Annotated in this window: 14 protein-coding genes; 12 read left to right on the top strand and 2 right to left on the bottom strand. The window is 40.2% G+C overall.

The window, feature by feature from the left end:
* The first annotated feature begins 31 nt into the window (after positions 1-31).
* The 4 genes from hisS to BUB56_RS00245 all read left to right on the top strand — a co-directional run bounded on the left by hisS (position 32) and on the right by BUB56_RS00245 (position 4,125).
* On the top strand, positions 32-1,294 hold the full coding sequence (gene hisS, locus BUB56_RS00230; RefSeq protein ID WP_110939366.1) for a histidine--tRNA ligase: 1,263 nt from the start codon (positions 32-34) through the stop codon (positions 1,292-1,294).
* A gap of 14 nt (positions 1,295-1,308) precedes the next feature.
* Positions 1,309-3,090: an aspartate--tRNA ligase gene (gene aspS, locus BUB56_RS00235; protein WP_110939367.1), complete on the top strand. Its 1,782-nt coding sequence runs from the start codon at positions 1,309-1,311 to the stop codon at positions 3,088-3,090.
* 110 nt (positions 3,091-3,200) lie between these two features.
* Complete coding sequence (locus BUB56_RS00240) at positions 3,201-3,503, top strand: DUF2325 domain-containing protein (RefSeq protein ID WP_110939368.1); 303 nt, start codon at positions 3,201-3,203, stop codon at positions 3,501-3,503.
* Positions 3,504-3,690: 187 nt separating this feature from the next.
* On the top strand, positions 3,691-4,125 hold the full coding sequence (locus BUB56_RS00245; protein WP_110939369.1) for a SoxR reducing system RseC family protein: 435 nt from the start codon (positions 3,691-3,693) through the stop codon (positions 4,123-4,125).
* 68 nt (positions 4,126-4,193) lie between these two features.
* Here BUB56_RS00245 and BUB56_RS00250 read toward each other — a convergent pair whose 3' ends face one another.
* Both BUB56_RS00250 and BUB56_RS00255 read right to left on the bottom strand, forming a co-directional pair.
* Positions 4,194-4,622 (bottom strand): threonine/serine exporter family protein, encoded by a 429-nt coding sequence (locus BUB56_RS00250; protein WP_242946176.1) that lies wholly within the window; start codon positions 4,620-4,622, stop codon positions 4,194-4,196.
* Positions 4,619-5,404, bottom strand: a complete 786-nt coding sequence (locus BUB56_RS00255; RefSeq protein ID WP_242946177.1) for a threonine/serine exporter family protein — start codon at positions 5,402-5,404, stop codon at positions 4,619-4,621. Before BUB56_RS00255 ends, BUB56_RS00250 begins: the two co-directional genes overlap by 4 nt.
* Positions 5,405-5,626: 222 nt before the next feature.
* Between BUB56_RS00255 and BUB56_RS00260 the strand changes: the two genes are divergently transcribed.
* The 8 genes from BUB56_RS00260 to BUB56_RS00295 all read left to right on the top strand — a co-directional run bounded on the left by BUB56_RS00260 (position 5,627) and on the right by BUB56_RS00295 (position 15,536).
* Positions 5,627-6,859 carry a serine hydroxymethyltransferase gene (locus tag BUB56_RS00260; protein WP_110939371.1) on the top strand — a complete coding sequence of 411 codons (1,233 nt, stop codon included), beginning with the start codon at positions 5,627-5,629 and terminating at the stop codon, positions 6,857-6,859.
* A gap of 260 nt (positions 6,860-7,119) precedes the next feature.
* Positions 7,120-8,517 (top strand): sigma-54 interaction domain-containing protein, encoded by a 1,398-nt coding sequence (locus tag BUB56_RS00265; protein ID WP_110939372.1) that lies wholly within the window; start codon positions 7,120-7,122, stop codon positions 8,515-8,517.
* A 240-nt stretch (positions 8,518-8,757) separates the two neighbouring features.
* Positions 8,758-9,804: a 2,4-diaminopentanoate dehydrogenase gene (gene ord, locus BUB56_RS00270; protein WP_110939373.1), complete on the top strand. Its 1,047-nt coding sequence runs from the start codon at positions 8,758-8,760 to the stop codon at positions 9,802-9,804.
* 9 nt (positions 9,805-9,813) lie between these two features.
* Positions 9,814-10,122 carry a 2-amino-4-oxopentanoate thiolase subunit OrtA gene (gene ortA / locus BUB56_RS00275; RefSeq protein ID WP_110939374.1) on the top strand — a complete coding sequence of 103 codons (309 nt, stop codon included), beginning with the start codon at positions 9,814-9,816 and terminating at the stop codon, positions 10,120-10,122.
* Positions 10,115-11,539, top strand: a complete 1,425-nt coding sequence (gene ortB / locus BUB56_RS00280) for a 2-amino-4-oxopentanoate thiolase subunit OrtB (RefSeq protein WP_110939375.1) — start codon at positions 10,115-10,117, stop codon at positions 11,537-11,539. The genes ortA and ortB overlap by 8 nt, the downstream gene beginning before the upstream one ends.
* 73 nt (positions 11,540-11,612) lie before the next feature.
* The gene (locus tag BUB56_RS00285) at positions 11,613-11,978 is read left to right on the top strand and encodes an ornithine aminomutase subunit alpha (RefSeq protein WP_110939376.1); all 366 of its coding nucleotides are present in this window, start codon (positions 11,613-11,615) and stop codon (positions 11,976-11,978) included.
* Complete coding sequence (oraE, locus tag BUB56_RS00290; RefSeq protein ID WP_110939377.1) at positions 11,978-14,188, top strand: D-ornithine 4,5-aminomutase subunit OraE; 2,211 nt, start codon at positions 11,978-11,980, stop codon at positions 14,186-14,188. The genes BUB56_RS00285 and oraE overlap by 1 nt, the downstream gene beginning before the upstream one ends.
* Complete coding sequence (locus tag BUB56_RS00295) at positions 14,178-15,536, top strand: GlmL-related ornithine degradation protein (protein ID WP_110939378.1); 1,359 nt, start codon at positions 14,178-14,180, stop codon at positions 15,534-15,536. The genes oraE and BUB56_RS00295 overlap by 11 nt, the downstream gene beginning before the upstream one ends.
* The last annotated feature ends 14 nt before the right edge of the window (positions 15,537-15,550 follow it).

A 15,550-nucleotide genomic window follows, 5' to 3' on the forward strand; every position in this document is an offset into this window, starting at 1 on the left:
TTTTATCTATTTTGGATTAGGGAGGGTTATTATGAGTATTCAGGCTCCAAGAGGAACAAGAGATGTATTGCCGTCAGAAGCATACAAATGGAACTATGTGGAAAGTTTATTTAGAGAAATCTGTGAAAAATTCGGATATAAGGAAATCAGAACCCCGATTTTCGAACATACAGAACTGTTTCACAGAGGTGTTGGAGAAACAACGGATATTGTCCAAAAAGAAATGTATTCTTTCAAAGATAATGGTGGAAGGGAAATCACTCTAAAGCCCGAGGGAACAGCACCGGTGGTGAGATCCTTTATTGAAAATAAGCTCTATGCGGAGCCACAACCCATGAAGTTATTTTACATAACACCCTGCTTTCGTTATGAGCGTCCTCAGTCAGGCAGATTAAGAGCTTTCCATCAATTCGGCGTTGAGGCCTTTGGTACTTCCAGCCCTTCTGTAGATGCAGAGGTCATCGGTATCGCTATGGCCTTTTATAGAAAGCTGGGTATTACCAATCTTGAACTCAGGATTAACAGCGTAGGCTGCCCTGAGTGCAGAAACAAGTATAATGAGAAGCTTAAGGAATATCTTCGTGGTAAATTGGATAAGTTGTGCAAAACCTGTCAGGATCGTTTCGATCGAAACCCAATGCGTATTATCGATTGTAAAACCGATTCATGTAAGGAAGAGATCAAAGATGTACCCTACATGCTGGATCATATATGTGAAGAATGTAAAACCGATTTTGAAGGCCTAAAAGAGAATCTAACCTTGATGGAGATTGCCTATACAGTGGATCCTACCATTGTTCGAGGATTGGATTATTACACAAAGACAGCCTTTGAAATTGTATCAAGGGAAATAGGGGCTCAGGGTACTGTTTGTGGCGGTGGCCGCTATGATGGCTTGATTGGCTGTCTAGGGGGACCGGCTACACCGGGTGTAGGCTTTGGTATGGGTATTGAGCGCTTGCTGCTGACCCTTCAAAACAATCAGATAGAGATCCCAAAACCCTCCGGATTGGATATATTTATAGCTGCCATTGGAGAAAGACCCTCAAAAGAAGCCGTTAGGCTACTTCATAAACTAAGGCTGGAAGGAATTTCTGCAGATAAGGACCATATGAACAGAAGTCTTAAGGCTCAATTTAAATATGCAGATAAGCAGCAGGCTGCTTATACTGTTGTCATTGGAGATGATGAGTTAGAAAAAGATATTGTACAGCTAAAGAATATGGATTCTGGCAACCAGGAAGAGATCAAACTAAGCAATATAATCCAGGAGCTTAAAAATAGATTAAAATAAAAGGAGGCTTTTTTATGGCTGAAGTTTTAGGGAGTATGAAAAGAACTCACATGTGCGGAAATCTCCGTTTATCTAATGTAGATGAAGAAGTAATTGTCATGGGCTGGGTACAAAAAAGACGTGATTTAGGCGGACTAATTTTTGCAGATTTAAGAGACCGGGCAGGAATTGTACAAATCATATTTGATAAGGATATATCTGAAGAAGCATTTATTAAAGCTGAAAAGATCAGAGGAGAATATGTATTGGCTGTTCGGGGAATTGTAAGAAAAAGACAATCCGTCAATGCCAATATACCCACCGGAGAAATTGAAATTTTTGCCCAAGAATTAAAAATATTATCGGAAGCCCAGACGCCGCCGATTTACATTGATGACAACGATGAGGTATCTGAGAATCTAAGATTAAAATATAGATACTTAGATTTAAGAAAGCCAAGGATGCAACGTAATCTTATGTTCCGACATAAGATGGCAAAGATTGTAAGAGATTATTTAGATGAAAACGGATTCGCAGAAATTGAAACACCAATGCTGACAAAACCGACGCCAGAGGGTGCAAGGGACTACTTGGTACCCAGCAGGGTAAACCCAGGAAAGTTTTATGCTTTACCTCAATCACCGCAGCTATTTAAACAGCTTCTAATGGTATCAGGTATGGACCGGTATTTTCAGATCGTACGCTGCTTCCGTGATGAGGATTTAAGAGCAGATAGACAACCGGAGTTTACCCAAATTGATATCGAAATGTCTTTTGTGGAAGTAGAAGATGTACTCTCTATGAATGAAAGACTGCTGCAAAGAATTTTTAAGGAAATGATGGACATCGATATACCGCTCCCGCTGCAGAGGCTGCCCTATGCAGAAGCCATGGAGCGTTACGGGTCAGACAAGCCAGATTTGCGATTTGGCTTTGAACTAAAATCCATCAATGATATTGCCAAGGGCTGTGGCTTTAAAGTCTTCAAGGATGCCGTAAACAACGGCGGCGATGTACGGGGAATTAACATTGACGGGTACGGTGAACAATTTAGCAGAAAAGACATTACTAAGCTGGAAGACTATGTAAAAACCTATGGTGCAAAGGGTTTAGCCTGGATTAAGTGGACCCATGAAGGAATCCAATCTCCTATCGCTAAATTTCTAACAGAAACGGAAATGAAAATGATCCTGGAAAGATTCGAAGCAAAAGAAGGAGATCTTTTGCTATTTATTGCTGACAAATCCAGTACTGTTTTCGATGCTTTAGGACACCTTCGTGTTGAGGCGGCTAAACAATTAAAACTTCTAAATAAGAACGAATATAAGCTATTATGGGTTACTGAGTTCCCACTATTCGAATATGATGAGGAAGAAAACAGATATGTGGCTAAACATCATCCATTTACCTCTCCAATGGACGAAGATGTAGAACTGCTGGAGACCGCCCCAGATAAAGTCCGTGCAAAAGCTTATGATATCGTACTCAATGGTGTTGAAATCGGTGGGGGCAGTATAAGAATTCACCGCAGTGAATTACAGCAGACAATGTTTAAGGCATTGGGCTTTAGTAAAGAAGAGGCATGGGATAAGTTTGGATTCCTCTTAGAAGCTTTTAAGTACGGAACACCTCCCCATGGCGGAATTGCCTATGGACTTGATCGCTTTGTTATGCTGTTGACAGGTAATGATAGCATTCGTGAGGTGATCGCATTCCCTAAAACACAAAATGCATCATCACCTATGACGGAGGACCCTACAATTGTAGACGAAAGACAGTTAAAAGAATTGCATATTAGAGTTTCTCTGGAAGAATAAAGAAAAGAAAGAAAAAATAGAGTGCCCAAGCACTCTGTTTTTATTATTTGACAAAATAGCCATGCTATTATATAATAATGATAATCAATATCAATTAAGGAGTGAGAAGAATGACGGCTCTAATTGTAGGTGGAGATAAATTAGGAAATATACCTGATGTATTAACCGAAAGGGGAATTCAGGAATACATACATTGGCCAGGTAGAAAAAAAGGAATGCGGAAGAAATCAATACCTGCAAATGTAGACATGGTCATTGTATTAGTTGATTATATAGAACACAATTTAAGTGAAATTATCAAAGAACAATCAAAAACCATGAATATTCCCTGTGTATTCTCTAAGAGAGCATGCAGTGACTTGGCAATGAAGTTAGATAACTGTAAGAACTGTAATCTATGTAGAGTAAGCTAGATAAGGCTCCTGAAAAGGGAGTCTTTTTCTACGAAAGTTTATTATTCAGTCTAAAAAAGTGGTATAATCTAAATAGGAATGGATCATTCATCATTGATTTATGAAGTTTATTAAATAAATAACCGCAGGAGCTGATCTTTTAGGGGAGTGTATAATTATTATTCCATATCGTAAAGAGGTGAATAGAATGCATCAGGTAGGAAAAGTATTGGAAACTTTAAAAGGAAACAAAGCACGTATTCTGATGACAAAGCATGCAGCTTGCGGAGACTGTGGTGCTTGCCAGCACGGGAAGGAAAATATGACTTTGACTATTGCCGCAATTAATGAAGTGGGTGCTGAAGTCGGCGATATGGTGGAAGTAAATATGGAAACCCAGGATGTACTAGGAGCTGCCTTTATCATCTATGTTATTCCTCTCATCGTTATGGTGTTAGGTATAGGGGGTAGCGGTTATCTGCTCAAACAGATGGGTTATAGGGGCAATGTGGAATTGTACGCTGCATTTATTGGCTTCTTGATCATGGCACTATCTTTTATGATCATCCGCATGTTCGAAAAGAGATTTCGTGCCAATAGAAAGTATATTCCTGAGATTACAAGAATTATGAATAGACAGTAAAAATGGAGTAAAATAGCCCAATGAAGATTACATAATAATATTATGTAATCTTCATTGGGCTCCTCTATTTATATTTTCTTTACAAAGAATAGCCTTGTAACAGAAGAAACGATAAAAATTGCGGCTGCGATGCTTCCCGCAATAAACATGGTTTCGCTGCTAATTAAGGCAGCACGGTTGAAATCCTTTTTAATAATAGCCAACATCGTATAGTACATACCAGAGCCGGGAACTAAGGGGAGAATGCCCGGTATTACGAAAACCGTTACGGCTTCTTTGAAGCGTCTTGCAAAAAATTCACTTAATAGAGCCACAACAGCAGCTGCCACAAAGGAAGACATCACTGTCGACTGTCCCAGCTGATTACTGAAATAAACATAGGTAATCCAGCCTAGGGCACCTGAAAGGGCTGTTTTATAGATGGCATTTTTGGGTATATTAAACAACACACTGAAACCTATAATAGAAAGAGCCGCAAAGATCAGCTGTTGAATCATAAAGCACTCACCCCTATTCCATAAAACCATAAATGAATGACGATACCAACACCCACTGCAATAGATATAGCAATGATAAAAGCTTCTGCTGCTCTCGATATACCTGAAAGTAAGTCCCCTGCTATAGAATCCCGTACTGCATTGGTGATGGAAACACCAGGCAAAAGAATCATGATGGAGCTGATGATGATCTTATCCAAATTCGTACCTAAATTGATTTGGACAGATAAAATAGCTAACAGAGAAGCCAAAATTCCACCTATGGCATTTTCCAGAAATAGATTGGAGTTTTTTTTTCCAATCATCGTAACGCCATTATAGACAATCATTGCAATGAGAAAAGAACTAATAAAATCTTTTATGCTTGCACCTAGCAAAATTCCAAAAAAAGCTGAAGCCATACCTGCGCAAAATGTCCTAAGAAATTGAGGGTATTTGGGTATTCGGTTAATATCTTTAAGCCTAGACATACCTTCTTCAAAAGATATTCTATTCAGAGTTAATGTTCTTGAAAAGTCATTTACCATAGATACCTTATTCAAATCAATAGAGCGTGTTCGAATACGCTTAACCATCGTAATAACCTGGTCCTCTTTTTGATCTGAAGAAATAGAGACGAAGATACCGGTCGGGGTAACAAAGGATTCCACATGAGAGACCCCATAGGCTTTGCAAATTCGGATAATTGTATCCTCAACCCGGTAGGTTTCAGCACCGTTTTCCAGCATGATCTGACCTGCAAAGAGGGCAAGAATAAGTATTTTTTTTTGAGCATCTGCCAAAAACCTACACCTCCAAAAAATCAATAGAATGATAGCATCAATGATTGTCTTCTACATGGTAATATATTACGCTAATTTATGTCTAATATCAATGAAAACTAGAAATAATACTATATGGGATGCAGTATAAAAAAGTAAACTTGTAAAATTGACTATTTATATCTATAATAGTTTATGGAAGATTCAAGTAATTCATAATACATATGAAGGGAGAACTGAACAATGAATTTTGACAATCTTATGCAAGTCGATGTAGATGTATTCAATGCAATCGAAAAGGAAATTGACAGGCAAAAGACAAAAATTGAGTTGATTGCTTCAGAAAACTTTGTTAGTAAAGCCGTTATGGAAGCCATGGGGAGTCATTTAACAAATAAGTATGCAGAGGGCTATCCGGGAAAACGTTATTATGGCGGCTGCGAATACGTCGATATTGTTGAAGACTTAGCAAGAGAGCGGCTCAAGGAGCTGTTTAATGCAGAATACGTCAATGTTCAGCCACATTCAGGAGCCAATGCCAATCTAGGCGTGTACTTTACGATTCTTGAGCCTGGTGATACGGTTCTTGGTATGAATCTATCCCATGGTGGGCATCTAACCCATGGCAGTCCCGTAAATATTTCCGGTAAATATTATAATTTCGTAGAATATGGTGTATCAAAGGAAGATGAAAGAATTGATTATGATGAGGTAAGGCGAATTGCGCTGAAAGTTAAACCAAAGCTTATTGTTGCTGGGGCCAGTGCCTATTCCAGAACCATAGATTTCAAAAGATTTAGAGAGATTGCCGATGAAGCACGGGCTTATCTCATGGTAGATATGGCTCATATAGCCGGACTTGTAGCTGCAGGACTTCATCCAAATCCTTGTGAGCATGCACATTTTGTAACCACAACAACCCACAAAACCTTACGGGGCCCAAGAGGCGGTGCAATACTATGTAAGAAGGAGTTCGGAAAAGCCATTGATAAATCAATTTTCCCTGGAATACAGGGCGGACCTCTCATGCATGTCATTGCAGGGAAGGCTGTAAGCTTTAAAGAAGCACTATCGGATGAATTCAAGACTTATCAGCAGCAGGTTGTTAAGAATGCAGCAAAACTAGCGGAAGAGTTGACAAAAAGAGATTTCCGCATTGTATCCGGCGGAACCGACAACCATCTGTTGCTGGTAGATCTTCGCAATAAAAACATTACAGGCAAGGATGCAGAGTTATTGCTGGATGAAATGGGTGTTACAGTGAACAAAAACACCATTCCTTATGATCCACAGAGCCCATTTGTAACCAGTGGCATTCGAATCGGTACTCCGGCCGTGACCACCCGGGGAATGAAAGAGGAGGATATGGTGACCATTGCAGAGATCATCAAGATCGTTGTAGAAAATCCAACAGATCATGATGATGCCATAGAAATGGTTGAAAGCTTATATCGAAAATATCCATTATATGAATAAGACGAAAGCATGGTCCTTAGACCATGCTTTTTAAAAAGGCTCTATTACCTATAATGTTGATTTTGTAAGGTGAGGACCCCCGCGTCCGCTTGTTTTATTGGGCATCTGCGGGTGGACAGAGTCGTCCACCCCTACCCGTATCACAATCTATGTCTAAAATATATAATATCCACACTAAACTTTAACTAAGCTTTTAAAAAAGGGTTTAGAAATAAAAAATAGAATTAAATAAGATACAGCCTCAGGAAAGGAGGGATTTCTTGAAGCCCTATTTTTATGAGATATTGGAAATTGTTTTGCAATCCATAGATGAAGGAGTTCATGTTATAGATAATGAAGGAAGAACCATTATTTATAATAAAGCCATGGCGGAGCTGGAAGGAATGAATCCTAATGATGTACTCAATAAACCCCTGTTGGAGCTTTTTCCTAGCTTGGATTGGAACAATAGCACGCTGTTAAGGGTATTATCAACAGAGCAAAGCTTGATTGACCATCCCCAGACATATCTCAATAACAAAAATAAAGAAATTACCACTATCAGTACTACTGTTCCGGTATATTTTGATCAAAAGAAGGTAGGGGCTCTAGAAATCGCAAAAAATATTACAAAAATAAAAGCCCTATCCGATCAAATCATGACACTGCAGCTTCAGCTGTCCAAGCCACAGAGCAGGATCGTATCAAAAGAAAGGAAGTTTACCTTTGATCGTATCATTGGACAGAATGAAGGCTTTTTAAAGGCTATAGAATTTGCTAAAAAAGCGGCCTTTTCTTCTTCAAGTGTCTTTATATACGGTGAAACAGGGACAGGAAAGGAATTGGTTGCACAAAGTATTCATTACAACGGCAGCAGAAAGGATAAGCCCTTCATAGCACAAAACTGTGCTGCTCTTCCGGAAGCTTTGCTGGAGGGAATATTGTTTGGTACTGTAAAGGGAGGCTTTACAGGGGCAATAGACCGCCCAGGGTTATTCGAACAGGCAAATGGGGGAACCATTTTTTTAGACGAACTAAATTCTATGGGTCTATTGTTGCAATCAAAACTGCTGCGGGTGCTGCAGGAGGGTTATGTTAGAAGAATTGGTGGTGTGAAGGATATACCGATAGATGTACGAATTATTGCCAGCACCAATGAAGAACCCTATGAAGCTGTAGAAAAAGGAATTCTGAGAAAGGATTTGTTTTATAGGATTAATGTAATTCCAATCAACCTACCACCATTAAGAGAGAGAAAAGATGATATTCCAGTATTAGCGAAAGCCTTTATAGAAAAAATAAACATAAAAATGAACAAAAAGGTTGAAGATGTTGAAGAAAAGGTGCTAAATATCTTTAGAGACTATAGATGGCCGGGAAATGTTAGAGAATTGGAGAACACGATAGAAGCTGCCATGAATATTATTGAAAATGAAAAACTTTTGAAGATAGAACATTTTCCCCCGCAAATAAGTGCAAAAATGTTTGCACCTGCATCCGCAAGAAGATTGACTCCCCATAAAAATCTAACAGATACCTTAGAAGAAATCGAATATGATTTAATCCTTAAAGCTTTGAAAGAAAGTAATGATAATATTTCCAAGGCTGCAGAAAGATTAGGAATCAAGCGTCAGACGCTTCAACACAAAATTAAAAAATACAGTCAGATAAAAGCGTGAAATGCAAATAATTTTGCATGCGTAAGTGCAAAATTATTTGCATTTTTATTTTTGATTGTTACATATATGGAATTTTCAGTAAAATTGAATGGAAAATTGAATAAAATTGCAAAAAACAATAGATGTATAAGGAAAATCTGTATATTTCCTGACAAAATAATTTAATGAAAAGAATAAGTTTGGCAAGAAAATTGCAAATAATAAGTGCGTATATACAAATAATGATGGAGGTGCTTATATATGGAAAATGTAAAAGTTGCAATTTGGGGATTTGGTGCTATGGGAAGCGGCATGGCAAAAATGCTTCTTAAGAAGAAAGGTGTAGATATAGTAGGGGTGTGCGATAGAAATGCATCCAGAGTAGGTAAGAGCATGTATGAGGTGCTCGGTGTGGATCGAGGAGACAGACCTGAGGTTATTATTAATCCAAACATCGAAGAAGTGTTAACAGAAGGAAGCTGTGATGTTTGTCTGTGTGCTACGGATTCCTTTACAAAAAGTGCTTTCCCGCGTATTAAATATGTACTTGAGAAAAAAATTAATGTTGTTTCAACTGCAGAAGAAATGGCATACCCGCAGGCGCAAAGTCCAGAGCTGGCAGCTGAACTTGATAGAATTGCTAAAGAGAACGGTGTGACTGTACTAGGTACAGGAATCAATCCAGGACTTATGATGGACCTATTGGTTGTATGCTTAACTGGATGCATGGTTGATGTTGAACATATCGAAGCAAAGAGAGTAAACAGCTTATCTCCTTTTGGTCACGCAGTTATGGAGGAGCAAGGTGTTGGTATCACAGTAGAAGAATTTGAAAAAGGTGTTAGAGAAGGCACTTTGGCAGGACATGTTGGCTTTGCTGAGTCTATCGGAATGATCGCAGATGCTATCGGTTGGAAGGTTGAAAAATTTGACCAGCAAATGAAGCCAATTGTTACATCTGTAGATCGAAAATCACCCCACGGCTTTGCTGCAGCCGGAAATGTTGCAGGAGTAAACATGACTGCTCAAGCTTGGGTAGATGGAGAAGTAAAAATAGATATGATCCATCCTCAGCAGATCGAACCGGAAATGGAAGGAACGGAAACAGGAGATTATATCACAATTAAAGGAACACCTCCTATCAATATGGCGAATAAGCCTGAAGTTGAAGGCGGTCTTGGTACGATTGCTATGTGTGTAAACATGATTCCACATGTAATCAATGCAGCACCAGGATTAAAAACAATGTTAGATTTACCAGTTCCAAGAGCTATTATGGGAGATATGAGAGACTTAATCCAAAGGTAGGAGATCGATATGGAAGCAAGAAAAGGCGATTGGGTAATGATCCACAACATAGTTTTAACATCGGAAGAGAGAGCTCCACAAGTTCCTGAAGATACGAAACAAGTACCTTTAGAGTCTTGGGTAAAAGGTTTTCTTGAAAAAGATGCAGCAATAGGAGATGAAGTTAAGATTACTACAGTAACCGGAAGAAAAGTTAACGGGAAATTGGTAGAGATTCATCCTGCTTACAAACATAACTTTGGGGATTTTGTTCCTGAGCTTCTGCAAATTGGCATTCAATTGAAAGAAATGCTTGCAGGAGGTGAAAACAATGCATAAGGATATGAGTTATCAAGGGGTAATGTCCCGTAGAAATGAGATTATGAAACAGGCTATTGGTATTGATTACAGCGTTTTCGAATCCGGCAGCATTGCCTTTGATTATGAACGGATGATGCGGGAGACAGGATATACCCTAGAAGAAATGCAAAACATCCAGGGTTCAACTGGCGTAGGCAATACCCCTCTGTTAGAGCTGCGCAATCTTACGGCTCTAGTAAGGAAATTTGCACCTAAAGGAAAAGGTGCCCGCATTTTTATTAAGGATGAGGCATCTAATCCATCGGGGAGCTTTAAAGCCAGACGAGCTGCCAATGCAGTCTATCATGCGAAAAAACTAGGCTATAAAGGAGTTATCGCTGCTACCAGCGGAAACTATGGTGCAGCTGTTGCCAGCCAAGCTGCGATGCAGGGACTAAAATGCATTATTGTACAGGAATGCTACGATAGCAGAGGTGTTGGACAGCCGGAGATCATTGAAAAGGCAAGAAAATGCGAGGCATATGGAGCAGAAGTTGTTCAGCTTTCTGTAGGGCCAGAGTTATTCTATACATTTTTAAAGCTTCTGGAGGAAACCCAGTATTTTAATGCGTCTCTCTATACGCCCTTTGGTATAGCCGGTGTAGAGACATTAGGCTATGAATTGGCAATGCAGTTTAGAGAGAAGGAAGGAAGAGACCCGGATGTAGTGGTATGTACCAATGCAGGAGGCGGAAACCTTACAGGTACAGCCAGAGGACTTATGAAAGCCGGTGCAGAAGGGGTTGTGGTAGTCGGTGCCAGTGTAAATCTTCAAGGCCTGCATATGGCAAGTGATAAACAGTTTAACCGAAAATCTTTCACAACCGGACACACAGGCTTTGGCATTCCTTTTTCCACATGGCCAGACCGTTCTGATGTACCAAGATCAGCTGCAAGACCGCTAAGATACATGGATCGCTATGTAACGGTGTCGCAAGGAGAAGTGTTCTATATGACTGAAGCTTTGGCACAGCTGCAAGGACTTGAAAGAGGACCGGCAGGCAATACTTCCCTGGCAGCAGCTTTCAGTATCGCACAGGAATTAGATCAGGACCAGATTATCGTCGTTCAAGAGACTGAATATACAGGGGCCGGTAAACACCTTCAGGCGCAATTATCCTTTGCACGGCAAAATGGTATTGAAATCAAATTTGGAAATCCAAAGGATGAGATTCCGGGAACCAATATTATCTTACCGGAAAATCCTGGTCTTATACAGGTACGGGAAATAGATATGGATAAAATTCGAAGATCCTATATTCACAACAGCATTGAAACTACTGGCATTAAGTTTGTCTCAAAGGCAGACCTAGAGTTCCTGGCGCAGGACGCCAAGGTTTCTGTAGATTTTGTAAAACAGGCACTTCAAGAGAAAACAGTTGAAATAGAAGAATAGTTAAAATGGGCTGGGCATCAGCGGGGATGCCTTATCCCTATTTAAATCAATTAAGAATATGGAGGGAGAAAGCATGAAAAGAGCAGATGACTTTCAACAACGTAGAGCCCACCTTGCCAATCTTACAGATGAGCAGCTAAAGGAGAGATTTTGGCAGTTGGCAGAAAAAATTGTTGATCCAATGATCGATCTAGCCTATAAGAATACGACTCCATCGATCGAAAGGTCTGTATTGCTTCGAATGGGATTCTCAAGTCTTGAGGCAAAGACGATTGTAGAGGGGGTAATGGATCGTGGTCTAATGGGCAAAGGTGCTGGTCACGTGGTATATAAGCTGGCTAAAGAAAAAAATTTACCAATCAGAGAAGCTGGATTAGCCCTGGTAGAGGGGAAATACTGGGATGAAGCAGCAGCAATGTTTCAAGGGGGTGCAAAATAATGGAGTTAAAAATCAATGAAAAGATTGATGTTAAAGAAATCTTGAAAGACTTAGAAAGCTACAGACCTAAGAGAAGAGGATGGACATGGAGAGAAAAAGAAGAGAATCTTCAAATGGGTCCATTTAATTATAAAAACTGTTCTAAACCTCTTAAAAACAGTGTACCCCTTCCATCTGCCAAATATTTTGGTGATATCGATCCACAACCGGATTATACTATTACTACGGAAATCGCTTCCGGGAGATTCGAAGATGATATTCGTCGTATGAGAATGGCTGCATGGCATGGAGCAGATCATATCATGGTTATCCGTACAGCTGGCCAATCCCACTTTGACGGCCTCATCGAAGGTACACCTCAAGGTATCGGTGGAATTCCTATTACAAGAAAGCAAGTAAGAGCACAAAGAAAAGCCTTAGACCTTATCGAGGAAGAAGTAGGCAGGCCGATTAACTATCATTCTTATGTAAGTGGTGTTGCAGGTCCTGATATCGCCGTGATGTTTGCAGAAGAAGGTGTTAACGGTGCGCATCAGGATCCACAATATAATGTTTTATACAGAAACATCAATATGATCCGTTCCTTCGTAGATGCAGCGGAGTCTAAAAAAATCATGACATGGGCGGATATGGCGCAAATCGATGGAGCACACAATGCCAATGCTACTGCTAGAGAAGCTTGGAAGGTTATGCCTGAGCTAATGGTGCAACATGCATTAAACTCAATTTATTCAGTAAAAGTAGGTATGAAAAAGACAAATATTTGTTTGTCTACAGTACCTCCAACCGCACCTCCGGCACCGTCCATGCACTTGGATTTACCTTACGCAGTAGCTTTAAGAGACCTATTCTCTGAATACCGGATGCGTGCACAAATGAACACGAAATACATGGAATCTTCTACTAGAGAAGCTACTGTAACTCATGTATTGAACCTAATGATCTCCAGGTTAACCAGTGCGGATATCCAATCTACCATTACACCGGATGAAGGAAGAAATGTACCTTGGCACATCTACAATATGGAAGCCTGCGATACAGCAAAACAAGCACTTGTAGGTATGGACAGCTTAATGGATATGATCGAACTGAAGAAGGAAGGGTATTTGCCGGAGAAGGTTCGTGAGCTGAAAGAAAGAGCTGTACTATTTATGGAGGAAATCTTGGAAACCGGCGGCTATTTCAAGGCAGTGGAACAAGGATTCTTTGTAGATTCAGGCCATTATCCCGAAAGAAATGGCGATGGTATCGCAAGAAAAATTGATGGAGGCATCGGCGTAGGCGCAATCTTTGAAAGAGATGCAGATTATCTTGCACCCGTTACAGCTCATTTCGGATACAACAATGTGAAGCAGTACGATGAAACAGCAGAGGATAACCCTTCTAAGCTCATTGATGGTTCCACTTTGGAAGTACCGGAAAAAATTATCTACATTGATGAATTGGATGATACAGATAATGTAAATGTGAGAATGGAAGAAACAAAGGAACTTCGTGAGTCTTCAAAAATCCTTCCGGAAGTGGAGTGGATGGGTGATGGAATCGTACAAATGGATCTATTCCTTCCAGCCAGCAAACGAGTAGCAGAATTTGCTGCCCTTGAAATTGGTAAGAAAATGGGTCTTGAGGACGTAGAAGTCATTCATAAGGAAACCATGCATCCAGCAGAGGGTACACGAATTCAGTTAAAGGGTAGGGTTGCCTTTGCAATAGATACAAAGGATCTTGTTATCCCGCCGGAACCTGAAATCATGTCCGAACAAGAAGTGAGAGAAGCCATTGCAGCTCAGCCGATGAAGATCGTAGCAGGTACAGTTGGAGAAGATGAGCATTCTGTTGGGTTGAGAGAAATCATAGATATTAAGCACGGCGGTATCGAAAAATACGGTATCGAATGTCATTATCTTGGGACGTCCGTGGCCCTTGAAAAGCTGGTTGATGCTGCTATTGAGCTAAATGCAGACGCTATATTGGCATCTACGATTATCAGCCATGATGACATACATTATAGAAATATGAAACGAATCCATGAGCTTTGTATTGAAAAGGGAGTTCGTGATAGAATCATGATTCTGTGCGGCGGTACACAGGTAACACCGGAATTGGCTGTAAAGCAGGGTGTTGATGCAGGATTTGGAAGAGGAACAAAAGGTATTCATGTAGCCACTTTCTTAGTGAAGAGAAGAAGTGAAATTCAAAATGAAAATTAATATTCTTGTTGCTGAAATAGGCAGTACTACTACCGTTGTAAATGCCTTTGCAGACATCCATTCTGACCGCCCCAGGTTTCTGGGGCAAGGTCAGGCCCCTACTTCTGTATCAGAGGGTGATGTAAATATCGGTTTGCAGGGTGCAATTGAGGATCTTAAAAAAAACCTAAAAATTGATGATTTCTCATATGACGAGATGCTTGCCACCAGTAGTGCAGCTGGTGGATTAAAGATGACCGTACATGGACTCGTCTATGATATGACCGTTAGAGCAGCAAAGGAAGCTGCTTTAGGTGCAGGTGCCATCATTCACAAAGTGACAGGTGGAAAGCTTAGAAGAACTGATTTAAAAAACATTATGGAAATTAAACCAAATCTTATTCTCATAGCAGGCGGCGTTGATTATGGAGAAAGAGAAACAGCTCTCTATAATGCAGAACTAATCGCTGATTTGGATATTGATGTGCCGATTATTTATGCGGGGAATATCGAGAATCAAGATGAGATCGTAGAAATCTTTAAAGGTAAACCTAATAAACTCTATATCGTTGAAAATGTTTACCCGAAGATTGACCAACTCAATATAGAGCCTACCCGTTCGGTAATACAGGAAGCCTTCGAAGAACACATTATTCATGCTCCGGGGATGTCAAGAGTGAGAGAATTGGTTACGGGACCGATCATTCCTACGCCCGGAGCGGTAATGGAAGCATCTAAGCTGCTGCAGGAAAATATTGGAGATCTCATCACATTAGATGTCGGCGGTGCTACTACGGATGTACACTCTGTCACGGAAGGCAGTGAAGAGATCAATAGGATTTTAATTAGTCCGGAACCTCTGGCCAAGCGTACTGTAGAGGGCGATCTTGGAGTTTATGTAAATATGAGAAACATCGTAGAGCGAATTGGGAAAGAAGAATTGCAAAAGCAATTGGATGGAGATGTAGAAACCCTGATTGAGACACATAAACCAATACCGGATACACCTTTAGCCATCCAATTTGTTGAAATACTTACACTGGAGGCAGTCCTCACAGCAATGAACCGTCATACTGGAAAGCTTCGTCATCTCTATGGGCCAACAGGTAAGAAGACCTTGGCAGAGGGAAAAGATCTTACCAATATTAAATGGATCATTGGAACCGGCGGTGCACTCTCGCGACTGCCTAAAAGGGTAGATATCTTAAAAGAGATAGCTTTGCGCAACAAAGGAGACTATCTGTTGCCAACCCCGGAAGCACAGATTCTTATTGACAACCATTACATCATGGCTTCTTTAGGGGTTTTATCAAAAAGATATCCGGAAGCAGCATTGAATCTAATGAAGCAAAGTCTAATGATAGAATAATAGCCGGGACAATA

The sequence above is a fragment of the Geosporobacter subterraneus DSM 17957 genome (assembly GCF_900142145.1).
GTDB classification, from domain to species: Bacteria; Bacillota; Clostridia; order Peptostreptococcales; family Thermotaleaceae; genus Geosporobacter; species Geosporobacter subterraneus.